The sequence below is a fragment of the Trichocoleus sp. FACHB-90 genome (assembly GCF_014695505.1).
Taxonomy (GTDB): Bacteria; Cyanobacteriota; Cyanobacteriia; order Cyanobacteriales; family FACHB-T130; genus Funiculus; species Funiculus sociatus.
Map to the genome: position 1 here is coordinate 286,701 of NZ_JACJOK010000069.1, position 21,507 is coordinate 308,207.

23 protein-coding genes and 1 CRISPR repeat array are annotated in these 21,507 nt (G+C 43.8%); of the genes, 14 read left to right on the top strand and 9 right to left on the bottom strand.

Translation table 11 applies throughout. The annotated features are described in order from the left end of the window. Window positions 1-20 precede the first annotated feature (20 nt). Genes H6F74_RS20785 through cas5d form a run of 3 tightly spaced genes read left to right on the top strand, consistent with a single transcriptional unit; the run spans window position 21 to window position 2,428 of the window. Window positions 21-629, top strand: coding sequence for a hypothetical protein (locus H6F74_RS20785; protein ID WP_190444069.1), 609 nt, complete (start codon window positions 21-23; stop codon window positions 627-629). Window positions 630-662: 33 nt separating this feature from the next. Further along, window positions 663-1,703, top strand: coding sequence for a type I-D CRISPR-associated protein Cas7/Csc2 (gene cas7d / locus H6F74_RS20790; RefSeq protein WP_190444070.1), 1,041 nt, complete (start codon window positions 663-665; stop codon window positions 1,701-1,703). 5 nt (window positions 1,704-1,708) lie between these two features. Beyond that, on the top strand, window positions 1,709-2,428 hold the full coding sequence (gene cas5d / locus H6F74_RS20795; protein ID WP_190444071.1) for a type I-D CRISPR-associated protein Cas5/Csc1: 720 nt from the start codon (window positions 1,709-1,711) through the stop codon (window positions 2,426-2,428). Here cas5d and H6F74_RS20800 read toward each other — a convergent pair whose 3' ends face one another. Continuing rightward, window positions 2,429-2,836 carry a hypothetical protein gene (locus H6F74_RS20800; RefSeq protein ID WP_190444072.1) on the bottom strand — a complete coding sequence of 136 codons (408 nt, stop codon included), beginning with the start codon at window positions 2,834-2,836 and terminating at the stop codon, window positions 2,429-2,431. Between the two features lie 45 nt (window positions 2,837-2,881). Between H6F74_RS20800 and cas6 the strand changes: the two genes are divergently transcribed. From cas6 to cas2, 4 genes are all read left to right on the top strand, one after another. Continuing rightward, window positions 2,882-3,706, top strand: a complete 825-nt coding sequence (cas6, locus tag H6F74_RS20805) for a CRISPR-associated endoribonuclease Cas6 (RefSeq protein ID WP_190444073.1) — start codon at window positions 2,882-2,884, stop codon at window positions 3,704-3,706. A gap of 13 nt (window positions 3,707-3,719) precedes the next feature. Then, window positions 3,720-4,313 carry a CRISPR-associated protein Cas4 gene (cas4, locus tag H6F74_RS20810; protein WP_190444074.1) on the top strand — a complete coding sequence of 198 codons (594 nt, stop codon included), beginning with the start codon at window positions 3,720-3,722 and terminating at the stop codon, window positions 4,311-4,313. A gap of 14 nt (window positions 4,314-4,327) precedes the next feature. After that, window positions 4,328-5,332, top strand: a complete 1,005-nt coding sequence (cas1d, locus tag H6F74_RS20815) for a type I-D CRISPR-associated endonuclease Cas1d (protein WP_190444075.1) — start codon at window positions 4,328-4,330, stop codon at window positions 5,330-5,332. 206 nt (window positions 5,333-5,538) lie between these two features. Next, window positions 5,539-5,811 (top strand): CRISPR-associated endonuclease Cas2, encoded by a 273-nt coding sequence (gene cas2 / locus H6F74_RS20820; protein WP_190444076.1) that lies wholly within the window; start codon window positions 5,539-5,541, stop codon window positions 5,809-5,811. Between the two features lie 254 nt (window positions 5,812-6,065). Further along, a CRISPR array of direct repeats spans window positions 6,066-7,671; the repeat unit is 37 nt; unit sequence GTCGGAAAACTCCATAATCCCTATCAGGGATTGAAAC. 199 nt (window positions 7,672-7,870) lie between these two features. Here cas2 and glmS read toward each other — a convergent pair. Further along, window positions 7,871-9,769, bottom strand: a complete 1,899-nt coding sequence (gene glmS, locus H6F74_RS20825; protein ID WP_190444077.1) for a glutamine--fructose-6-phosphate transaminase (isomerizing) — start codon at window positions 9,767-9,769, stop codon at window positions 7,871-7,873. Window positions 9,770-10,062: 293 nt separating this feature from the next. Beyond that, window positions 10,063-10,311, bottom strand: a complete 249-nt coding sequence (gene psaC / locus H6F74_RS20830) for a photosystem I iron-sulfur center protein PsaC (protein WP_190444078.1) — start codon at window positions 10,309-10,311, stop codon at window positions 10,063-10,065. A gap of 256 nt (window positions 10,312-10,567) precedes the next feature. Here psaC and H6F74_RS20835 point away from each other — a divergent pair, with 256 nt between their 5' ends. From H6F74_RS20835 to H6F74_RS20845, 3 genes are all read left to right on the top strand, one after another. After that, the gene (locus H6F74_RS20835; protein ID WP_190444079.1) at window positions 10,568-10,789 is read left to right on the top strand and encodes a hypothetical protein; all 222 of its coding nucleotides are present in this window, start codon (window positions 10,568-10,570) and stop codon (window positions 10,787-10,789) included. A 54-nt stretch (window positions 10,790-10,843) separates the two neighbouring features. Continuing rightward, window positions 10,844-11,347, top strand: coding sequence for an Hsp20/alpha crystallin family protein (locus H6F74_RS20840; protein ID WP_190444080.1), 504 nt, complete (start codon window positions 10,844-10,846; stop codon window positions 11,345-11,347). A 183-nt stretch (window positions 11,348-11,530) separates the two neighbouring features. Next, window positions 11,531-11,788, top strand: coding sequence for a chlororespiratory reduction protein 7 (locus H6F74_RS20845; RefSeq protein ID WP_190418545.1), 258 nt, complete (start codon window positions 11,531-11,533; stop codon window positions 11,786-11,788). Window positions 11,789-11,810: 22 nt separating this feature from the next. Here H6F74_RS20845 and H6F74_RS20850 read toward each other — a convergent pair whose 3' ends face one another. Then, window positions 11,811-12,362 carry a DUF2854 domain-containing protein gene (locus H6F74_RS20850; RefSeq protein ID WP_190444081.1) on the bottom strand — a complete coding sequence of 184 codons (552 nt, stop codon included), beginning with the start codon at window positions 12,360-12,362 and terminating at the stop codon, window positions 11,811-11,813. 421 nt (window positions 12,363-12,783) lie between these two features. On the opposite strand from H6F74_RS20850, the gene H6F74_RS20855 reads away from it, so the two are divergent. Together H6F74_RS20855 and H6F74_RS20860 are read left to right on the top strand one after the other, a co-directional pair. Beyond that, entirely contained in the window at window positions 12,784-13,044 is a 261-nt protein-coding gene (locus H6F74_RS20855; protein WP_190418550.1) for a hypothetical protein, read from the top strand. Window positions 13,045-13,077: 33 nt separating this feature from the next. Next, window positions 13,078-13,263 (top strand): hypothetical protein, encoded by a 186-nt coding sequence (locus H6F74_RS20860; RefSeq protein ID WP_190444124.1) that lies wholly within the window; start codon window positions 13,078-13,080, stop codon window positions 13,261-13,263. Between the two features lie 65 nt (window positions 13,264-13,328). Here H6F74_RS20860 and H6F74_RS20865 read toward each other — a convergent pair whose 3' ends face one another. The 3 genes from H6F74_RS20865 to H6F74_RS20875 form a co-directional block, all read right to left on the bottom strand. Next, window positions 13,329-13,727: a response regulator transcription factor gene (locus tag H6F74_RS20865; RefSeq protein WP_190444082.1), complete on the bottom strand. Its 399-nt coding sequence runs from the start codon at window positions 13,725-13,727 to the stop codon at window positions 13,329-13,331. 399 nt (window positions 13,728-14,126) lie between these two features. Continuing rightward, window positions 14,127-16,031, bottom strand: a complete 1,905-nt coding sequence (locus H6F74_RS20870) for a pentapeptide repeat-containing protein (RefSeq protein WP_206756335.1) — start codon at window positions 16,029-16,031, stop codon at window positions 14,127-14,129. Window positions 16,032-16,177: 146 nt separating this feature from the next. Continuing rightward, window positions 16,178-16,846 (bottom strand): hypothetical protein, encoded by a 669-nt coding sequence (locus tag H6F74_RS20875; protein WP_190444084.1) that lies wholly within the window; start codon window positions 16,844-16,846, stop codon window positions 16,178-16,180. 268 nt (window positions 16,847-17,114) lie between these two features. Here H6F74_RS20875 and H6F74_RS20880 point away from each other — a divergent pair, with 268 nt between their 5' ends. Further along, a complete protein-coding gene (locus H6F74_RS20880) occupies window positions 17,115-18,566 on the top strand; it encodes a glycoside hydrolase family 13 protein (protein WP_190444085.1) in 1,452 nt (483 codons plus the stop codon). Between the two features lie 281 nt (window positions 18,567-18,847). Here the strand turns inward: H6F74_RS20880 and H6F74_RS20885 are convergent, their stop codons facing one another. Next, window positions 18,848-20,269 (bottom strand): GTP-binding protein, encoded by a 1,422-nt coding sequence (locus tag H6F74_RS20885; RefSeq protein WP_199301471.1) that lies wholly within the window; start codon window positions 20,267-20,269, stop codon window positions 18,848-18,850. Between the two features lie 264 nt (window positions 20,270-20,533). Here H6F74_RS20885 and H6F74_RS20890 point away from each other — a divergent pair, with 264 nt between their 5' ends. Then, window positions 20,534-20,797 carry a DUF3146 family protein gene (locus H6F74_RS20890; RefSeq protein ID WP_190444087.1) on the top strand — a complete coding sequence of 88 codons (264 nt, stop codon included), beginning with the start codon at window positions 20,534-20,536 and terminating at the stop codon, window positions 20,795-20,797. Between the two features lie 261 nt (window positions 20,798-21,058). Here H6F74_RS20890 and H6F74_RS20895 read toward each other — a convergent pair whose 3' ends face one another. Further along, window positions 21,059-21,466, bottom strand: a complete 408-nt coding sequence (locus H6F74_RS20895; protein ID WP_190444088.1) for a pre-16S rRNA-processing nuclease YqgF — start codon at window positions 21,464-21,466, stop codon at window positions 21,059-21,061. Between the last annotated feature and the right edge of the window lie 41 nt (window positions 21,467-21,507).

Consider the following 21,507-nt stretch of genomic DNA (forward strand, 5'->3'; position numbering starts at 1 on the left):
AAGCAAGGAATGTCAGTAATATGCGCGTTTTAGCTCCGAATCAATCTTATACATTTAGTAAAATCTTTGAATTAAGGATTCTTGCAGATGATTTAGCCAATGAATTCGGATATACCTTGACTCGTAAGCGCTTGGATTTGCCTCTATATCAGCATGAATTAGAAGATTTAGAGAACCTCAAAAATCGCATTGACGCAGTGCTTCCTTACGTTGATTTGTCCAGCGAAACCTCTCGACGTGAAGTTTTGATTTCACAGGTACTATTGCAGTTAGTTCAATACACTAAAGCTCAATTAAGAATTGAGTATCCCATCAAAATCAATGAGCAATTGCAAGGTTACTTAGATTACCTTCTAAGAAGTCAAACGGAGTTGCTAGTAATTGAAGCAAAGCGCGAAGATTTAGACTACGGTTTTACACAACTTGTAGCAGAAATGATCGCCCTCGATAAGTGGGATAGAACTCCTGAACAATCAGTTCTGCTCGGTGCGGTAACTACGGGGACTATTTGGCAATTCGGTCGTTTACACCGAGAAACAAAAGAAATCGAGCAGGGATTAAATCTTTATCGAGTTCCAGATGATTTAGATACAGTAATGCGAATTCTTGTTCAGGTTCTTATTGCCTAGCTTCTCAACTACTCATCTTTAGGAGAATTATTCATGTCTTTTCTCAAAACCGTTGATTCTAAATTTTTTCACAATGAAATTCCCTACAAACCAATGGGGAAATACGCTCATTTCTTAACTGTGCGTATCACTGAATCCTATCCCCTCTTTCAAACAGATGGAGAGTTAAACAAGGCACGGGTGAGAGCAGGAATTAAAGCAGAAAACCAAGCACCCATCAGTCGCCTGATAATGTTTAAGCGTAAGCAATCTACGCCAGAACGTTTAGTGGGACGAGAGTTATTACGAAACTATGGATTGATGACGGCTGAGGATTGCGAATATAACGTTAAGTTTGCGATGGATAATCCTGATTGTATTATTTACGGATTTGCAATCGGTGACTCTGGTTCTGAAAAGTCAAAAGTAGTAGTTGATACAGCATTTTCTATCACAGCTTTTGATGAATCTCACGAAACTTTTACCCTGAATGCTCCTTTTGAGAACGGTACAATGGCTTCTAAGGGCGAAGCTGGTTCTAAACCAGGAGAGGTGACTAGCCGCATCAATCAACAAGATCACATCAAGCCCCAGGTTTTTTTCCCCAGTATTGTGACTTTAAAAGACCCAACTGAAGCTGGTTTCTTGTACGTTCTCAACAACATTCTGAGAACTCGACACTATGGCGCTCAAACTACCCGTACAGGTAGAGTTCGCAATCAATTAATCGGTGTAGTATTTGCGGATGGCGAAATTATCAGTAACTTGTTGTGGACTCAAGCAATTTACGACAAACTGCAAGCAGATAATAAAATTAACTCCCGCGATCCACTGAATGAAGATGATGTGATTGCTGCTGCTACAAAGGCAATTGAAACTTTAATGTCTGAAGAATTTATTGTGCATACCGATTTCATTGGGACTCAGTTTACTGCTCTGTTAAATGAGGTAAAGACATTCACCGGGGGTGAAGCTGGTATTAAGGAGGTTTTGCAGAAAGCTGATGCGGAGGCTAAAGCCTATGCCAAAAAGCATATTAAACAGAAGCCGGAAGGTGATAAAGCAAAAGTAGGTAAAGCTGGTAAGGCGGGGTAATAGCAATGGCAATAATTTACCGCTGTCAATTAGAGTTGCACGATAGTATGTATTATGCAACTCGCGAGATAGGAAGACTCTATGAAACAGAGCCTGTAATTCATAATTATGCGCTTTGTTATGCGTTGGGATTGGTGGATAGTGAAGTCTACTCCACTACCGTTTCTGAAGAACATTCCTATCGCTACTTTTGCCCGGAACAAGTTCCTAAGTATGAGGAGCATTTAACGCCGCTGAATCTACAAGGAATTTATGTAACGCCAGCGCGATCGCTATCTCACTCCTCTACTCTCAATACATGGAAGTATGCTAACAACAACTACCATGTTGAGATGGAAAAAACTCAGAAGAATATCCCTAGTTTTGGGAGAGCAAAAGAAATTGCGCCTGAAAGTCAATTTGAGTTTTTTATCATCTCTAGTAATTCTCTCAAGCGTCAGGACGGAAAATGGAAATTACCTAAGTGGGTTCGCTTGGGTAAGTGGATGAGTAAGGCTGAGGTAAGCGTTCAGGAATTCACGGATATTAAATTGAAAACTGGGGAATTCACTGTTGCTTACCCTCTCAATCCTTTGGATGTAATGTTTACCAATCAAGTAATTAGCTATGACGTGGTAAATATGCCTCCAGTTAGCTTAATTCAAAATGTACAAATGCGAGGAGAATACTACCAATTTGATGACATCAAAATTCCAGCGCGGATGGAATATCGATTTAGTGGTTAATTACTTCCCAAAACCTGGACTACGCTTTTTCTTCTTCCCTGTTAATTTAGCCGCTAATAATTCGGCAGCTATACCTTTCTTTTCCTGAATCATTAACATTTGGTTGCGCCGGCGCTGATAGGCTTCTACTTCCTCTTTTAGAGGATGATTGGGGTCAATTTTGAGATGAGTAATCGAGACTACATAGCGTTCCTTTTTCTCAGCTTCGTCTGCTAAGGCGCACATAATCCCCCCCATATCGCCGGAATAATTAACCAACTCAACCGTAAATTGATGATCCGCTGTAACCGTTTCTCCTCGTTCTCTGAGTGTTTTTAGTAAAGGTTTCCTGGGGCGAACAATAATCGGTAAGCTTTCCTCTAGCTTCTTGGTTAACGCGATCGCTTCTTCATAATTATCAATCTGCATGACTGAAACTCCTAAGCCACACTTTTCTTAGTTTACCTAAAGTATATGCCTCACAGTTTGGTTCTTAACTTACTTCCTCTGTCGCCGATTTCTCCAAATTACTTGACAGGAAGACACTTACACGCTCTATTTCTCACGCTTGTTAGTTCTGTGGACTACGAACTGGGAGATTATCTCCATCAAGCTAGTGCAGACAAAGCTTTCACTCTCAGTCCCCTGCAAACACCGCGCAGACATCAACGGCGGGATAATACCTTGCAATGGGAACACAAAACTGCAATACCTGCTGGTACGCCTTGTTGGTGGCGCGTTTCGCTACTTGATGATACTTTATTTGGCAAACTTACCCAACTTTGGCTGAATCTAAATCCTAATCATCCTTGGCATCTTGGCCCCGCTGATTTGCAGATTACAAGTATTCAGGGAACTACTCAATCTACTCAAGTTTGGGCGAATGCTAGTAGCTATGCTCAATTATATGAGAAAGCAAGTGAAAGCGATCGCGTCCTTTCTTTGTCTTTCTCTACGCCTACTGCTTTTCGCCAAGGACAATTTGACACCACACTCCCTACCAGAGAATGTGTATTTAATAGTCTCTTGTCCCGATGGAATAAATACAGCGGAATCGAGATTTCTAACCTTTTCCTAGAGTCGGTTTTTCCCAGCTTTGTTGATATTCATACAGAAATTTTAGCTGACTCTCGCAGTAAGTTTATCGGACTTGTGGGAGAAGTTAGCTATCGACTGATGGGAGAAGTTACGCCTTTGGCAATTAAACATTTTAATGTTTTGGCTGATTTTGCCCTTTATTGTGGTGTGGGAAGAAAGACCACGATGGGTATGGGAATGATGCGACGATTACCTAAATAACTAATAACTGAAAATGAAAAATACTGAATATATCCCCATTGCTTCGCTGAACCAGTATAGCTATTGTCCTCATCGTTGTTGGCGAATGTTTTGTGCGGTGGAGTTTGTCGATAACCAATACACAATCGAAGGTACTAGCTTGCACGATCGCGTTCATACTTTTTCAGTAGGAAATCGCGAAGATACTTGGCAAGTCCGAGCAATTTGGTTGAAGTCTGAGGAATACAAGTTGATTGGTAAATCTGATTTGGTTGAATCAGAGTCAGGAGAATTGTATCCGGTTGAATACAAGCGGGGTAAAAAAGGTGAGTGGGATAACGATGAATTGCAAGTTGTAGCGCAAGCTTTGTGTCTGGAAGAGATGACAGGAAAAAAGGTGAGTTGCGGCTATGTTTATTATGCCCAATCTCATCAACGTCAGTTAGTAGAAATTACGCCAGAGTTAAAACAAAGCGCGATCGCTACCATCGAATCTGTCCAAACTTTGCTACAAACCGGAATAATGCCAAAACCGTTATATAGCAAACGTTGTAAAGGATGCAGTCTCTCCTCGCAATGTTTACCGAAAGCGGCTGACAAAGTTGGACGTTATCAAGAAGCTAGTTAATTTTGGAGAAAATCATGGGTACAGTTTACGTTACGCAGGATGATTCTTTTATCGGCAAAATCGATGAACGTCTGAAGGTTAAAGTTGAGAAAAATACTATTTTAGACGTGCCTTTGATTAAAGTTGATGGCTTGGTGGTCATGGGACGAGCGACTGTCTCTCCTGATGCGATCGCGCAACTTATTGAGCGAAAAATCCCTCTAACTTTTTTAACTATCAATGGTAAATATCTTGCCAGATTGGAGTCAGAAATGAGTAAAAATATCTTCGTCCGTTCTGCACAGTGGAAATCTGATGGAGAATCGCCAAAAGCAATTCACTTAGCTCAAGGTTTTGTCAGAGGTAAACTTAAAAATTACCGCACTGCTTTATTAGAAGCACAACGCCGATATTCGGAACTAGATTTGGGTGCTAATATCGCTCAGTTGAAAAATGCGATCGCATCCGTTGATAAAGCTACTTCAATTGATTCTATCAGAGGTCATGAAGGTGCTGGTAGTGCTGCTTATTTTGGGTGCTTTGATGGATTGATTCGCATTGATGATTTTAGCTTTGAAACCCGTAATCGTCGTCCTCCTACAGATCCGGTAAATTCCCTTTTGAGTTTGGGTTACTCTTTGTTACGTCACGATATCCAAGGTGCTTTAAATATTGTTGGCTTTGACCCTTATTTGGGATACTTGCATACAGAGCGTTATGGACGACCTTCTTTAGCTCTGGATTTAATGGAAGAGTTTCGACCTTTGATTGTAGATTCTGTAGTTTTGGGTGCGATTAATCGGCGGATATTGAAGGCTTCAGATTTTGTCACGGAACCTGTTAGTAATGCGGTTTCTTTAACTAAGGAAGGATTACACGCTTTTCTGCGGTTATATCAAGAAAAGAAGCAAAAGAAGTTTACGCATCCGGTAATGCAAAAGCAATGTACCTATCAAGAATCAATGGAAATTCAAGCTCGTCTATTAGCAAAGTATCTCATGGGAGAGGTTGACAAATATCCCCCGTTGATTTTGAAGTAAAAAAGCTAAACGAGTAAACTTGCGGCTATGCAAACCAAGCCTTCTTTTGCATAGCCACAAGCTTCAGGCTGTGGGCGTATATTTGCAATGTAGAAGATGCTCCTAATGAGTCTGCGAATATAATTCCCGTGGTGTATTTGCGTACAAGATGCGATAAATCGCGTCTCTGCAAAAGTAAATTCAATGTTGAAAATTACAAAATCGATATGTTTGTTGTAATTTCTTACGATATATCTGAGGACAGTCGTCGCACTAAGATTCATAAGATTCTCAAGTCTTATGGACAGTGGATGCAGTATTCTGTGTTTGAGTGCGACTTGACTACTACGCAGTATGCTAAATTGCGATCGCGTCTGGCGAAGATGATTAAGCCAGAGCAAGACAGCATTCGCTTTTATTTCCTCTGGGGTTGCTGTCAGCCGAAGATTGAGCGCATCGGCGGCGAAATGCCAATGGATACTACTGTGTTTTTTGCTTGATGCTTGCGTCAACCAGTAGGTGTTTTTTTGAGGGGTTCGATTTTTTTGGCTGAAACGTTTATCTCGTCTAGATTTGAATGCGATCGCTCCCTATCAGAGGTTGACGCAAGCTCTGTAACCTTTATGGGCAAGGAGTTTCAGAGCTTTTTTAAGAATCACCATTTGACAAGTCGATTTCTGAAATGGTACATTGGCTCTAAATTTACGCAAACCAACCTTGAAAACTACATATATCAAGGCTTTCAGACCCCGGCGTCGGAAAACTCCATAATCCCTATCAGGGATTGAAACGGCATACTCGCAGTTTACAAACTCCGATGTATGTCGGAAAACTCCATAATCCCTATCAGGGATTGAAACCCGTTTTACCAACGCCACCCATGCCTGCGATCGCAGCAAGTCGGAAAACTCCATAATCCCTATCAGGGATTGAAACAAGGCGAAGTGGCAGGCTTTGGTTCTTCCCGGACGGTCGGAAAACTCCATAATCCCTATCAGGGATTGAAACCAGCGCTTCCAGGTGGGAACTGGTGGCAGCGCTTCGTCGGAAAACTCCATAATCCCTATCAGGGATTGAAACCGTACTGGTTTGACCAGATGCGGCTCACAATCTGGGGTCGGAAAACTCCATAATCCCTATCAGGGATTGAAACTCAAAGTCTTGGCGCAATTGCACCCGGCTCACTCGTCGGAAAACTCCATAATCCCTATCAGGGATTGAAACGGGAGAGCGACGGGACACGGGCATGGACATGGAGTCGGAAAACTCCATAATCCCTATCAGGGATTGAAACCAAGGTTCAGGTATTGCTTCGGGTGTAATCGTCAGGTCGGAAAACTCCATAATCCCTATCAGGGATTGAAACGAGCAATTTATTCTTTCCACTGAACAGCTCTTGGTCGGAAAACTCCATAATCCCTATCAGGGATTGAAACCTAGCTTTTCGGCAACTTCCAGCGACGGGCTAACGTCGGAAAACTCCATAATCCCTATCAGGGATTGAAACAATGCCACTTAATAACGATGTTTTGATTCCTGCGGTCGGAAAACTCCATAATCCCTATCAGGGATTGAAACGGTATGACTCACTTTGACTGGATTAAATATGAACGTCGGAAAACTCCATAATCCCTATCAGGGATTGAAACTCAGATCCAAACGTTGACCCTAGACCGTACTATGTCGGAAAACTCCATAATCCCTATCAGGGATTGAAACCTGCCATCAACTATCTGATATTCTTCTGTAGGCTCGGAAAACTCCATAATCCCTATCAGGGATTGAAACTTAATACATTATTGGCGGCATTTCCAAGAGGGATGTCGGAAAACTCCATAATCCCTATCAGGGATTGAAACTCTTTGGATTCTTCCTCTTGTTTATTGATCTTGCTGTCGGAAAACTCCATAATCCCTATCAGGGATTGAAACGTAACATGGAATCATAGAGTTAGTTAAGGGGTTTTGTCGGAAAACTCCATAATCCCTATCAGGGATTGAAACTTCTAATATGAGTTTCGGCGTGTACCAGTACATCGTCGGAAAACTCCATAATCCCTATCAGGGATTGAAACCTACTATCGGGAAAAACTACTTAGGTGCGGATCGCGTCGGAAAACTCCATAATCCCTATCAGGGATTGAAACAACCATAACGCCGTACAGGTTTACGCCATACTCGTCGGAAAACTCTATAATCCCTATCAGGGATTGAAACTGCACACCCTGAATCCTTAGCCAAGTTCCGGTCTGGTGTCGGAAAACTCTATAATCCCTATCAGGGATTGAAACATCGCGGTATCAATGTCTGCCATCGCCGTGGCGGTCGGAAAACTCCATAATCCCTATCAGGGATTGAAACATCGATAAATTAATTAAAGAGATTGACGCTGCTAGTCAGAAAACTCTATAATAATTCCGGGGTAGGCATTGAAACTTGATTTCAATTCACATCTTGCACTATTCTCAATAAGTTGCAAACTCCGCTAGAGATTTTAAATAACTATCACCAAGTATTTTAAAAGGCGCGATCGCATTTTCAGCTAATCGCACCTTTCGGACTATTCCACTGTCACCGATTTTGCCAAATTCCTTGGCTGATCTACATCCAAGCCGCGACGCGCTGCAATGTGATAAGCCAATAACTGCAAGGGAATCACCGTCAAAATCGGCGAAAGCAACTCTTCCACAGCCGGAACAGGTAACAAATCGTCAAAAGTTTCCGCCGCCTCTGGGTCATTCATCGGTGTCACACCAATCAAACGGGAATCCCGCGCCTTAGCTTCTTGGGCGTTCGAGAGAACCTTTTCGTACACATTACCCGGCATAGCGATCGCAACCACAGGAACTTTAGCATCCAACAGCGCAATCGGCCCGTGCTTCATCTCCCCAGCCGGATAACCTTCCGCGTGGATATAGCTAATTTCCTTCAGTTTCAGCGCCCCCTCCAAAGCAATCGGGAAATTAATCCCCCGTCCCAAAAAGATAAAATCCTTAGTTTCCGCAAAATCATGAGTCAGCTGCTCAATATACCGCTCCTGACTCTCTAAAATCAGCTCAATCTGCGCTGGTAACTGCCGCAAACCGACCAAAATCTCCTCCAACCGAGTTGCCGTAATTGTCTGGCGGCGATAAGCTAAATCCAACGCCAGACAGTAAAACGCCATCAATTGAGACACAAAAGTTTTAGTCGCCGCCACCCCAATTTCCATCCCCGCATGGGTTTCGATAATTTGAGGCACCAAGTGACCTAAAGAACTTTCCGGACGGTTGCTAATGCCCAACAATCTCACCTGAAACTGGCTAGGCTTACCCTCGCGACGCTTTTTTTCCATCGCCAAAGCCGCCAACGTATCAGCAGTTTCCCCAGATTGGGTGACACCTATCGTTAGGGTATTGACAGTTAAAGGCGTTGGTGCATAGCGAAACTCAGAAGCATACTGCACCATAGTCGGAATCCCCGCCAGTTGTTCCAGCAGGTATTTCCCCACCAGAGCAGCGTGCCAACTGGTGCCACAGGCAAGAATTTGAACGTGTTCTAAGTCATCGTACAGCGGCGCAGGGATAGCCAAATTAATTGGCGACGTATCCTTATCTGGATGCCAATCAGGGTGCAAATAAGCCTCTAAACAAGCGCGTACCACCCCAGGTTGCTCGTAGATTTCCTTGAGCATGAAATGCTTGAATCCCTGTTTTTCCACCTGTACGGGATTCCAGTTCAGAGTCCGCGGAGACTTTTTCAAGCGTTCGCCAGCAAAGTTGTAAACCTCAACTCCAAGCGGTGTCAGTCGCGCCAATTCCCCATTTTCCAGAGTTAACACCGCACGAGTATGGGGAACCAATGCGGGTGTATCCGAAGCACAGAAAAATTCCCCTTGCCCGAAACCAATAGTTAAGGGAGCTTGTTGCCGTGCGACAATCAATTCATCCGGGTAGTCTGCTGATAAGACTGCGATCGCAAACGCTCCCTCCAGTTTATTAACAGCTTCTCTTACCGCCTCTAAGAAAAGAGTAGAGGCGTGGGGTAAGCCTGCTGTAGCGGAGTGGGATAAAAACTCAGCGATTAAGTGGGGAATCACCTCAGTATCAGTATCCGAACGAAACTTGTGTCCCCGCGCCTTCAGTTCCTCTCGCAAATCCCGATAATTTTCAATAATCCCGTTCTGCACCACCGCCACGCGCATCGCCGTATCCATATGAGGATGGGCGTTATATTCCTCTGGCTTACCATGCGTAGCCCAGCGAGTGTGTCCAATGCCAATATTCGCCGGGTTTACTTCCCGTTCTAGCTTCTCGCGCAAGTTGTAGAGTTTCCCCTTCGCCCGAACGCAGTGGATCTCACCTTCTGTCACTGTAGCGATTCCGGCAGAATCGTAGCCTCGATACTCCAGTTTCTCCAACCCAGAGAGCAAAATTTCGGTAGCTGCTTGAGTGCCAATATAGCCGACGATTCCGCACATATATTACACCACTCCTGTTCTCACCTAATTTACAACGCTACTTGGCTATTCACCCAACGTCAAGCCGCTTCAGGAGACTCCTGGAAATGCCTACTGTAAGGCTTCCCTTCACTTAAGCACCCCTACGCCAACATTCAATTATGACTTTTTTTGCGTTTTCACGCGAAGTAGAGCCTCGCTTATACTCATTCCCCGCCGGAGACTGGGAACGAGTATGAATAAAAAAAGAGAGAGCAAATTGCCCTCTCTGTACCTTGGAATTGGATGATAAAAAGTGTTTTCAAGCCAGCTTTTTAGTAGGCTAAGCCCATGCTGCGGGTGGTTTCAGCATTACTCAGGTAAACTCGGACGCTCAGAAAGTCTGTAGGACAGGCAGTTTCGCACCGCTTGCAACCTACACAGTCTTCTGTCCGAGGGGAGGAAGCAATCTGTTGAGCTTTGCAGCCATCCCAGGGAACCATTTCTAGGACATCCGTTGGGCAAGCGCGGACGCACTGGGTGCATCCAATGCAGGTGTCGTAGATTTTGACGCTATGAGACATTGAATAACGGCTCCTTTCCTAGTGTTTTCTAATGTCGAGGAGAAATCTTGGCTTAGTTTACCGCAGGCGCAGAGTCCCCTTCTGCAAAAGGCTACAGAACTTCAAACTCTGTAATAGATTGTCCCATGCGGCAACAATGCCTAGAAGCCTGGAAAATCCCCCTACATAAAGGCGGTTCCCCTCCCAGGCAAAGTATTATTGTCTGGAAAATTATAAAGAAGTGTAAACTAAAGGCTCGCTTTGAGTCGCGATTCAATTGAGCTGGAAGACAAATTACATCTTGACGCTGACGCTGTACAAGGTGACAAAAGCTCGCAAAGCACAGCATTTGTTATTTTTAGTTGACGCTGGGCGGTTATGTTTTGGAGAATGCGATCGCGATCGCCAATACGGAAAGATTCCCAAATTTATTTCGGTTTCCCTCACCGATTCAACCGCCCTGTTTTGGCATCATAAATTTGTGGGAACTAAAAGCTAATCCCATTGACAAAGTTCTTTCTTATTAGTCACTACAAATTGGAGGAACTATCCTATGGCTCTGATTCGTTGGCAACCATTTTCAGAAATTGAAACCCTGCGTCGTCAAATGGATCAAATGTTTGATGAAATTGCCGGAAGCGATCGCCAGTCTGGTAAAACTTGGCAACCTGCGATTGAACTGCAAGACACGGAAGACAATCTGATTTTACGAGCAGAAATTCCAGGCGTAGAAGGCAAGGATCTAGATGTTCGCGTCACCCGCGAAGCGATCGCTATTCAAGGCGAACATCGCTTCGAGAAAAAGACCGACGAAAAAGGCTTTTTCCGCTCCGAATTCCGTTATGGTAGTTTCCAGCGCGTGATTCCTCTGCCAGTGCCAATTCAGAACGATCAAGTCAAAGCCGACTTCAACAATGGCATCTTGACACTGACACTGCCCAAGGTGGCGGAAGCAAAGCGTACAGTCGTTAAACTCAACCTGGGTAATAACACCACCACTGCAACTCCAGAATTAACCAGCCAGCCAGAGGCTGAAGGTGCGGCGGCGACCAACTAAGCTGTCCTAGCCCTAAATAACTAATAGCTTAATAAGCGTGAGTTAACCGCTGAGTTGTCTTAACCTCATTCCTAGACCGCTCAGCGGTTATTTTTTTGCTCCTTGACTCTGAAACCGCTATCAAAACCGCCAGTTTATGGCGATACACTTGAACAAGATGTCTCAAGTATAAAAAAACGCAAAATGCCTGACTCCATAATGTATCAAGAAGATGCCTTTGTCGTTCTAGAACCCAACCAACCAGAACAATTTCTCAGCGCCGCCGAACTATTAGAAAAACTCAAGGCAATTTTGGCAACTCGTCAGGATAACCTACCGCGAGACTTGCAAAAATTTCCCTTAGTACAGGCTCAAGCTCAGTACCTAATGGACACATCTTGCGAATTGGATATGGAGCCAGGACAATTTTTACAGTGGTATGTAGTCCGCCTGGAAAAGTAAGCGACAAGTCTTAAACCTTCCCCTACACCTGCGGCGTAGCAATAAGCGCCACATCAACGCAGTTCTCAGCAGGTTGACTCAACTCAACCTGGATACCAGGGCCAAAAAAGCCCTTTATTTTCTCCCGCTTCTGTTGCCAAACCTCAAAAGGAATTAGCGGCGACTCAAATTCCAGCACCAAAGCATAAGCGCCATCAACCTCCTTTTCCTCTAATCCCTTCAGCACTGGTCTTTCCTCGTCTGTCGGACTCAACCCCAAGCTACTCAAAGAGCTATCCAAATGAGCATCTTGACCGTAGCGATAGCGAGTGACATCTTTGCGAATCTGGTTTTGAGTAACAGTTGCTTGCTGCTGGCGTAGTGCCATTACCTCTTTCGAGGTGGGTTTACTGAACGGCACAGGCTTGAGTTCTGCGGCTTTGAGCGCAAGACCTCCCAGCAGCACCGGAATACCATAGAAGAATCCCGCTAGATTCAATGTGGCGTTGCCCGTGGAATAGGCATAAAATCCCACAATTGTCAAAACAAAACCAACACCTAAACCTAACGTTCCCAAAGAAGTTTGACGTAACATTTTAATTAGGATACCCGATTCACAATCTCTTCAGCTTTATTATCCTTGTCCAGGCGTAATATCTCGCTTGTGTGCGTAAGACTTTTATCAAATAATGGCGGTTTCAAAGAAAACCCGTATTATCAAATCAGGTTGTTGTCTGCTGCCGTCAATTCATAGTTGAGAGCATAGATTGACGCTCCCCTGGATTTGCCCTGTGGGGATTCTTAAGAGCTAGGAGCTCCTAACTCCTAACAGGTTAGGACAAAACTTCACACACCCCCTGGAAATCCAGCCTGTGCTTACTTTTAACTAAAATGTTAGCTGCACCGTTAAGGCCACCATTAACCAAGTGTCGTGTTTCCTCCCATGCTTAACATACCTATGAACCAGCTTAAGCCTGTCTCATACTCATAGGTATCTACCCTTCCCGCGAGGTTTTATGATTCAAGAAGATAATGAGCAAGCTACAAAAAAAAGTAGAGCCATCCTCGATCAGCTTAAAACGCTTAAGCAGGAGGACGAAACGCTTTATAACATACTGGCGGTAGATGTTTGGGCTTTAGCCAAAACGATGGATGAGTTTCAGCCTGGATTTTGGTCTGCTTTTATGAAAAATAGGGAAAAGGCGCTCAAGCGGTTTATTGCTGAAGTGATTAAAAATAAACCTGCCGATCCAAAGCGACCTCCCTTCCTTCGCTAGGATTGGGTAATGTTAAGTTAATGTTGAATTGTAATGCAGATAATGGACTCAGAAACTTTAAAACAATGGATTAGCCTGATTGAACTCAAGCGTGAGTCTCTAGTACGGCTTTTGGAAGAACCAAACCTGGGTACTCTCAGAATAGATGTTAATCAGGCACTGGAAGAAATTGACGATTTAATTGACGAGTTTAACCGTACCTTTCCTGAAGCAGGATAGGCCAATTAAAGTTTGACGCCTTGCGGGGCTAATTCCAGCTGCAAGGTCGCCTACCTTCGCACCCCCTAGTGACTAACTGCCCGCTGCCCTAGCTGCTTGACTAAAGCAATCAGTTCTTGGGTAGCGGTATCTTTTTTGCAGAAAGCATCTATTCTGGCAGTTTGGCTCATTACTTCAATCTGCGGGTCTTCCACTGATGAATAAGCAATGATCTGTGCGTGCGGATCGATGTGTTTTATCTGTGTCGATGCGGATAAACCGTCTAACACGGGCATCTGTAAGTCCAGAATAATCACATCAGGATGGTAACGCTCGACCATTTCCACGGCTTCTTGACCGTTGCTTGCGAGTCCAACTAGCTCAATGTTCGCCTGATTTTGCAATGCTAGCTTGAGGCTAAAACGAGTAAGTTCATGGTCATCAACAACCAGGACACGCAGAAGGGGGTGCTGACAGGACAACATAAGGAACAACAATTGTATCTGACCGTTCTAGTTTAGGGGCAAAAGGTCTAAAAGTCCCTCTATCGTCCGAGCGAACTGCTGAAAGAAATACCCATTTTGTGTAGAAACAAGAAGCTGAGAAGTCCAAATATTAAATTTTTATAAATAAAGAAAAGTTTTGTTATCTTAGGTATATAGAAATTAAGTAGCAAATCGGTTGAGGTTTGGCAAGTTGGATGCGATCGCTCTTGAGTTTCAGCCATTCGCTCTCTAGGATACCAAGACTTTTTCGGGCTGTCCTCTCCATCCAGAGGGATAGACTAAAAGAGCGATCGCACTCTTGATTGGTTAGAGAGTGCGATCGCGTCTTTGAAGTTTCCTATCTAATGAATCAAAAACTGAAGTGAACTCCTACACTGTCTAAATGCCCAGAATTCCTGTAAGAGTCGGCAGATAAGTTTGAAGGACTTCAGCGAGTTTACTAGCATCGGTAACAGCAGTAGTAACCCCCTTAAGGGCGTTCACAGCCATCGAGCAATACTTGATCGCACGTTCTTCTGGCGGTTTTTTCCCTTCTTCTGCGATGGTTTCTACTGCTTCTAGCGCCTCTTTCTTTAGACTGTCAGAAAGCACAGAATCCCCTTTAATAGCTTCTTGCAAAGCTGTCAAAATCTTCGCAAGCTCGTTGCTATCAGTAGTATTAACACCCTGAAGCTGCTGAATAGTCGTAGTTACTTGACCACTGATATCGCCCACAATGCTAGCCCCTATAAAGTCGCGACCAACAGTGACATCACCGACAGTAGTCTTATCTCCTTTATCCCCACTAACTATATCCCCGGTGACATTAGTTTGTTTACTTTCCATAATTTCAACCTCCGCTGATGGATTTAATAATATGTTGGCTCTTTCCCCTTGAATAGACACTTCATTGTAATAGTAATTTGTAATACTTTGATGGAGCGCTGATTTGTCTGCGCCTGGAAAAACACCAACCTTAGCGACGAAGACAAGATCACCTTTATTTTCAATACTGTAACGAGATACATCTAATCCATCATACTCAAGGGCAGTTTTAGCTATGGCAACAGCGAAAGCGGCTAAATTCATTCTTTGCCGTAAAATTAGATCAACAGTTTCTTGTAATTTGTCAATCCATTTTTCAAATTCACCCGGCTGAAACTCTCCGCTGTCTGGTTTTTGTAGTAAAAATCCGTGCTTGCCTTGCTTCAAATGGACAAGCTTACAGTCAACGTTTTTGAAACGGGTGTTGTTATTAATGTTCCACTCTTGAATGCAGGAATAGGTAAGATAAGCTCCTGAAAAATCTGCATCTAATATTTGAGATTTAGATAGGTTTGCCCATTCCAAATTAGCTTTTCTCAAATCGGCACCATTCAAATTTGCTCCTTTAAGATTTGCTCCTTCTAAATTAGCCTCTCTCAAATCAGCATTACTCAGGTTCGCTCCCGTGATAACTGCTTTTTCCAAATTAGCCTCTCTCAAGTTAGCGCCACTTAAGTTTGCTCCTGTATAATCCCTTCCGGAACCTTCTTGTGGTTTTATCAGTAACTTTCTAACATTGGGTGGCTCCAATATCGTTCCCTGCAATCTAGATAATTCTAGTCCAGTTACATTTTTGAAGCTAGCACGGGTTAAGATAGCCTTTCTAAAATCTGTGTGCGGTAAATCTGCACCATCAAAGCAAGCATCTGTTAAATCGACTCCATAAAAAGATGTCCCACCTGTTGCTGCCCAAAAGACCGCTTTTTCTCTAATCCAGACAAATTGGGGTGAGCCTCTAATTGCCTGTCTTGCGATGATAGCACCTGTGAGGATGACTGCGATGGCTACAATTAAAGTAATAATTCCTTCAGCCGATTTCAATTCTCGCTCAGTTATTGTAGATACTATAATTGATAATTCAACTACTATAGCTGTCACCGAAAATATCATTACTTTACCTATAAATCCACAAATTACAAAAGTAGTTATATAAAAAAATGCTAGAATAATTGAGCTAGTCCAAGCTAAAACTATACTAATTACAAGCAGCAAGATTTCATTAGTTACAATGTTAGCCTTACTGAAAATACCGATAAATATACAAGCAGGAATTGTTCCAATAACAATAATTGATGTAGTTATCTCTACACCGCGAATTATCAAGTTAAACAAACTAATTGTATATGCTAACATAAACCCTATTACTAAAGCTACACTTTGCCACTGTTTATCATGGTAGCTATTTTTCAGGGTGTCATATATAATAATCTCTACCAATCCTCCTGATAAAGAAGGTAAAATACTAAAAAACCCGGACAATAATATGATTAAACTTACTATTAATAATTTCCTTGCATTTGTTTGCCCAGCTTTTGCTTGTAAAAATTATTTTGTGTGATTAAGATTGGTAATTCTTAAATTGCGAATATCCCTTTTACTAGTATTTGTCATATAAAATTTTAATACTATTTATTTTTACAGCAAGCAGATTCTGGATTTACCAAACAACAAATAGGTCTTATTATGCTTGGCAGTTCCTGTGTCTCAGAATTTAAGAATGCGTTACTAAGAGAATTTATATCTACAGGTTGCGTAGCAACTAAATCAATCAGTTCATCAGGGACATCAGTTAGCAGTTTTAAATCATATAAAGTTAAATTTTTATCTTTTAATAATTCTTTGATCCGAAACATAGTTGTTGGCAGTTCGATGGCAAGTTTCAAATCTTCAATACTGCACTCTAAAACGCCGCTGATTTGGCTAAGGTGCTTCTGAACTTGAGATTCAGCTAATTTATTCTTATAGATAGACTGCGTACTATAGAATGCGATAAGAGTCGGGTGTACGCCAGAGAGAACGCTCAACTCTTTCAAGGTTAACCCCTTCTGTTTAGCCATTTCAATAATTTTGAGTTGGAAAGCTTCCCGCTTGGCTACAGGCTTCACTAACTCCACTACACTTACATCCAGTTTGGTTGCAATTTTTTTAAGGTCACTAGCAATCTCTTCTGTGAGTTCCACTGGCTTAGTTGCATATATCTGAATAGCCTCTAAGGAAACGCCTGAAACTTGGCTAAGTTCTTCTAGAGTTAAACCTTTTTCGCCCGTAATTTCTTGTATACGCAGAGTAATCATTGATAAATTGTTTGTCCTAATGTCATATTTGCTACTGAGCTATTATTAATAAGGAAAAATAAAAACCTGCTTAAATTTTAAGAAAAATTTTATATTTTAGTAATACAGATTAAACTTTGGGCGGCAATAATTTAATACCTAAGTATCACAAAAAGGCAAAGTTGGATTTCGCTGTTGAGTATTCTGTTACAAAGATTATCTTCCAGAGGTGAGAAGCGAAAAGCTGGCAAGGGCTGTACCTTAGCGTTGAAGGGCTAGGAAGGAGTTTATGCAGATACAGACGCCAGATTGGGTTAAGCACGCGGTTTTTTACCAAATTTTCCCGGATCGCTTTGCTAAAACGAAGCATCCTCACAAGCGGCTTTTGAAAGATACCCGGTGGGAAGATTGGCACGAAATGCCGACGCTTCAAGGGTACAAAGGCGGGGATTTGTGGGGGGTGATGGAGCAGTTGGATTACTTGCAGGATTTGGGGATTAATGCGGTTTATTTTACCCCCATTTTTCAATCGGCTAGTAATCACCGCTATCACACTCACGACTATTATCAGGTCGATCCGATGTTGGGGGGGAATGGCGCTTTTCGGGAGTTGCTGGAAGCTGCCCATGAACGGGATATTAAGGTTGTGCTGGATGGGGTGTTTAATCACTCTAGTCGCGGATTTTTCTTTTTCCACGATGTTCTGGAAAATGGCCCCCATTCGCCTTGGGTGGATTGGTTCAAGATTGAAGGCTGGCCTTTATCGGCGTATGACGGCAATTTTCCGGCGAATTATGAGGGCTGGGATGGAAATCGGGCGCTGCCAGTGTTCAACCACGATAATCCAGAAGTGCGGGAATATATTATGGAGATTGCCGAATATTGGATTAAGTTCGGCATTGACGGCTGGCGCTTGGATGTGCCGTTTGAGATTAAGACTGAGGGGTTTTGGCAGGAATTTCGCGATCGCGTTAAAGCCCTTAACCCAGAAGCCTACATTGTCGGGGAAGTTTGGGGAGATTCGCGGGAATGGTTGGATGGTACCCAGTTTGACGGGGTGATGAATTATCTATTTACCGCGCCGACCATTGCTTTTACCGCAGGCGATCGCGTGGACATGGAGCAAGTGAAAGATCGTTCCTATCATCCCTACCCGCCGCTGTTGGCCGCCGAATATGGCGAAAAAATCCAGCAGTTGTTGGAATTATACCCTTGGGAAATTCAACTCACGCAACTGAATTTGCTGGCAAGTCACGATACAGCGCGATTAATTTCCATTGCAGGAGGCGACAAGGAAAGTTGTGAACTAGCAACATTGCTGCTGTTGACTTTTCCTGGTGCGCCTAGTATCTACTATGGCGATGAAGTGGGATTACCGGGAAAACTCGATCCCGACTCGCGCCGAGGATTCCCGATGGAAGCGCGCTGGGAACGTGATGTTTTAGATTATCACAAAAAATTGATTTCTTTGCGTCACGCTCACCCTGCTCTGCGTACAGGTGATTACAAAGTTCTGTTTGCAGAAGGGACAGTTTATGTATTTGCTCGAACTTTGGGAGACGAGGAGATAATTGTTGCTGTTAACGTCAATACTGCACCCGCAGAAAACGTAAGCGTTGAGGCGGCATTAAAATCCAAACCTAGTAAGTTATTGTATGGCACAGATGAGGTGTCTTGGAGCGTTGAGGGAGAATCCATACAGTTGAATTTGCCGTCGCGTAGTGGCTGCATACTTGGTTGAGGGGGAAGCGATCGCTTTCTAACCTAACCCCCTAACTCCCTGTTGGTGAACGAAGAGCAGGGTGTCATACAACCCTTAGAAAATCTCGAAAATTGCGATATTTTGTGGGGGCATAGCAATGCCATGTCCCTACAGCCAACCAAAATCAACATACACTGTCAAAGCGTTTATTTATAATTATATTTGAGCCAAGCGGAGCTATCGAGCAGTTACTTTGAGCGATGGATTTAAAGTTGAATTAGATGAGCTTTAAATAACAAGAGAAAGACAAGCGATCGCGTTCAACTAAATAACTTGGCGCTCAACTCATGCTTAATCCGATTCAAAATTGAAGTTTCATCCAGGGAAGTGAGAATGCGAGTCACAACGGCTTTCGGGCCGTCTGGCCCCCAGGAAGCACCATTGAGAAGGTAAGTTTTAGTAACTTGTCCGATGCCATAACAAGAGACACCAGCGACACCAGCTTGAGTTAACGCCACCGAAAGATAGGGAGCTAAAGATGCGCCTCCGGTCATGGGTGCAGAGATACCCAACAAACTTTTGAGTGAACCGAGTCCGAGATTTGCCACCAATTCGCTGGCACTAATCCCGCCCATAGTCAGGGCAATTTTTTGCAACAATCCCACAGCACCCGTTTGAGTCATGGGAATACCGTAGAGTTTGGATAGAGTGAGAATCATTGCCACATCAATGATGGCACCGGAGAGGAGGTCAACCACTGTTAGTGGGTTAAGAGCGATCGCTATTGCCTTCGCCATCACCGACTTCCAGATAATCTGATTGGCACAATCATCCCGAATTTGCATTTTACGCTGCACCAGCTGCTCATTCACATCATCGGCATACAACATAGTATTAAGTGCTACCAGCGACTTACCTTCCCGGTGCAAAATATCGAGGATTTTCAGCTTCAAATCCATAACTTGTGGCGTTCCCGGCTGTCGCTGCACGGTTCTAGTTCCGTCAGAACGGCGCACAGCTTGCGCCACCAGAGGCGACGCCGCCACCATGACAATTTCATCCGGTGATAGCAATTCTCGCACTCGCTCATCCCGAATTTTGTGGTAAATTGCTATCCGGTCGGCATCCGGATACTGGTCAATTTTGTTAAAAACCAGCAACATCGGTTTACCAACTTCCCGCAGTTGCGACAGCGCCTCAAATTCCACCTTAGTCATGTCGCCGGAAATGATAAATAGCAGCAAATCTGCCTGTCTGGCAACTTGTCGCGCTAAGGTTTCGCGGGTTTCTCCGTCTACTTCGTCAATCCCCGGAGTGTCAATCAGCTGAATCTGGGAATTGCCCAGACTTGGCAGCGTGACTCGCAAAACTTCGGAATTACTTTGTGCTTCAGGCTCATTTTCCAGTTGCCAGCTGGCATCTTGATGGGTGCGGGTGACACCATGAAGAGGCCCGGTTTCAAACACGTTCTTACCTAATAAAGCATTGAGTACGGAAGATTTGCCCCTTCCCACCATGCCAAAGGCGGCAATTTGGACGAGTGACCGATCTAACTTGTCCAGCATCGTTGCCAAGTCCTCAATTTCGGACTCCAATCCTGCCCGTTCTTGGGGAGTAAGATCCAAATTGCCTACCAAGTCTCGCAGGGCGTTTTGCGCCTTTTTGTAGTTCAGTTCTGCCTGGATATCATCAAAGCTGAAAATGGCGCTGTCTAATTCTTGATCTAAAGCGCTGTAGTTCAAGTGTGGTGAAGGTGACTGGTTGGAATTTGGGGTTGCGTCAGATGTTGAACGAGTCAAAATTGCACCTACTGTCTTGCCTGGAGTTACTCTTCTTTCATCCTAGTCACTGCCCGTCGAGTCTGGCACTTTCCATGTCTAGGGGCGTATTTGCTTTTGAGTTTTGGCAAATGCAAGTCAGCTGTGAGAATGATGTCATCTACACCTGAGTCGCCATAAGTTTAGTATTGTTGCTGAAATTTTGGCATTTGAATCAGCTGAGCGATTGTGAGTTCTAAACGTTTACCTCAAACCACTGCTTACGTCCGAATTACCCAAATGTCCTGGCAACAGGGCTTTCTGAAAGGGGAAGTTACAGCGGCGAAGTATGAGTGGCAGTTCCATTGGTGTTTCCGACAGGGGGAATTGTCGGTCTCACCTTCTTTGGGACGCGCTTTAATTCTGGAACCATTGGGGCGGTTTTTAGAGCAGAAGGATTATCAGTTAGAGCCTGGGGGAGACTATGCCTTTACTATCAGGGCAGAACTTTAGTCAGTTGTCCGTTGAATAGACCTCTTGCAAAAGTCAGCCCTGAATGAAATAAATTTCGGGCTGAAAGCCAAAGTTAGCCCTGAAATAAATTTCGGGCTGAAAGCTAAAGTTAGCTAAAGCTAACTGGCAAACATCCTCAACCCGTTTTAACGGGTTTTAGCTTTAAGCCTGTTCGCGTAGCGTTCCCGAAGGGTACTTTAGTTCAAGGCATTTATGCAAGAGGTCTAATGATTACCAATTCCCCATTCCCAGCCGTGGCGCTTACTTATTAGTTGTTTGTGTTTTTAAGTATCTTTCGATGAGGAGGATGGCGACAATATCATCAATTGGTCGGGGTGGTTCACGCAATCCTTTGGGGATGAGGCTAGAAAGACCTTTTGGGGGATACATTTGCCAGTAGCGATCGCGTGCTTCTAAAGTGCTGTAGCGCTCATCTACCATGACTATCGGCAACGATGCGGGTAATTCTGTCTGAAGTTTCTTGTTCCAGGTTTTGGCTGTAGTTTGATCGCCCATTACCAGAGTAGCGATCGCGAATTGTTCGCACAAGTTTTTGATGATTGCGATCGCTTCTGGTGCTGGCACCACCTGATGATAATGCAGTGTCAGGTCAAGTCCCATCACGGCTATACCACACTTATCACGCCCCGGATCGAAACCTAAAATCATTTTAATTGGGAATTGGGGATTGGGGATTGGGAATTGGGAAT

Coding starts and splice junctions, on each gene's coding strand:
- H6F74_RS20875 (WP_190444084.1), bottom strand. CDS start 16,846: ATGATTACTCTGCGTATACAAGAAATTACGGGCGAAAAAGGTTTAACT.
- H6F74_RS20855 (WP_190418550.1), top strand. CDS start 12,784: ATGATTCAAGAAGATAATGAGCAAGCTACAAAAAAAAGTAGAGCCATC.
- H6F74_RS20895 (WP_190444088.1), bottom strand. CDS start 21,466: ATGATTTTAGGTTTCGATCCGGGGCGTGATAAGTGTGGTATAGCCGTG.
- H6F74_RS20865 (WP_190444082.1), bottom strand. CDS start 13,727: ATGTTGTCCTGTCAGCACCCCCTTCTGCGTGTCCTGGTTGTTGATGAC.
- H6F74_RS20785 (WP_190444069.1), top strand. CDS start 21: ATGCGCGTTTTAGCTCCGAATCAATCTTATACATTTAGTAAAATCTTT.
- cas4 (WP_190444074.1), top strand. CDS start 3,720: ATGAAAAATACTGAATATATCCCCATTGCTTCGCTGAACCAGTATAGC.
- cas2 (WP_190444076.1), top strand. CDS start 5,539: ATGTTTGTTGTAATTTCTTACGATATATCTGAGGACAGTCGTCGCACT.
- H6F74_RS20880 (WP_190444085.1), top strand. CDS start 17,115: ATGCAGATACAGACGCCAGATTGGGTTAAGCACGCGGTTTTTTACCAA.
- psaC (WP_190444078.1), bottom strand. CDS start 10,311: ATGTCTCATAGCGTCAAAATCTACGACACCTGCATTGGATGCACCCAG.
- cas6 (WP_190444073.1), top strand. CDS start 2,882: ATGCCTCACAGTTTGGTTCTTAACTTACTTCCTCTGTCGCCGATTTCT.
- H6F74_RS20840 (WP_190444080.1), top strand. CDS start 10,844: ATGGCTCTGATTCGTTGGCAACCATTTTCAGAAATTGAAACCCTGCGT.
- glmS (WP_190444077.1), bottom strand. CDS start 9,769: ATGTGCGGAATCGTCGGCTATATTGGCACTCAAGCAGCTACCGAAATT.
- cas7d (WP_190444070.1), top strand. CDS start 663: ATGTCTTTTCTCAAAACCGTTGATTCTAAATTTTTTCACAATGAAATT.
- H6F74_RS20800 (WP_190444072.1), bottom strand. CDS start 2,836: ATGCAGATTGATAATTATGAAGAAGCGATCGCGTTAACCAAGAAGCTA.
- H6F74_RS20860 (WP_190444124.1), top strand. CDS start 13,078: ATGCAGATAATGGACTCAGAAACTTTAAAACAATGGATTAGCCTGATT.
- cas1d (WP_190444075.1), top strand. CDS start 4,328: ATGGGTACAGTTTACGTTACGCAGGATGATTCTTTTATCGGCAAAATC.
- H6F74_RS20850 (WP_190444081.1), bottom strand. CDS start 12,362: ATGTTACGTCAAACTTCTTTGGGAACGTTAGGTTTAGGTGTTGGTTTT.
- H6F74_RS20845 (WP_190418545.1), top strand. CDS start 11,531: ATGCCTGACTCCATAATGTATCAAGAAGATGCCTTTGTCGTTCTAGAA.
- cas5d (WP_190444071.1), top strand. CDS start 1,709: ATGGCAATAATTTACCGCTGTCAATTAGAGTTGCACGATAGTATGTAT.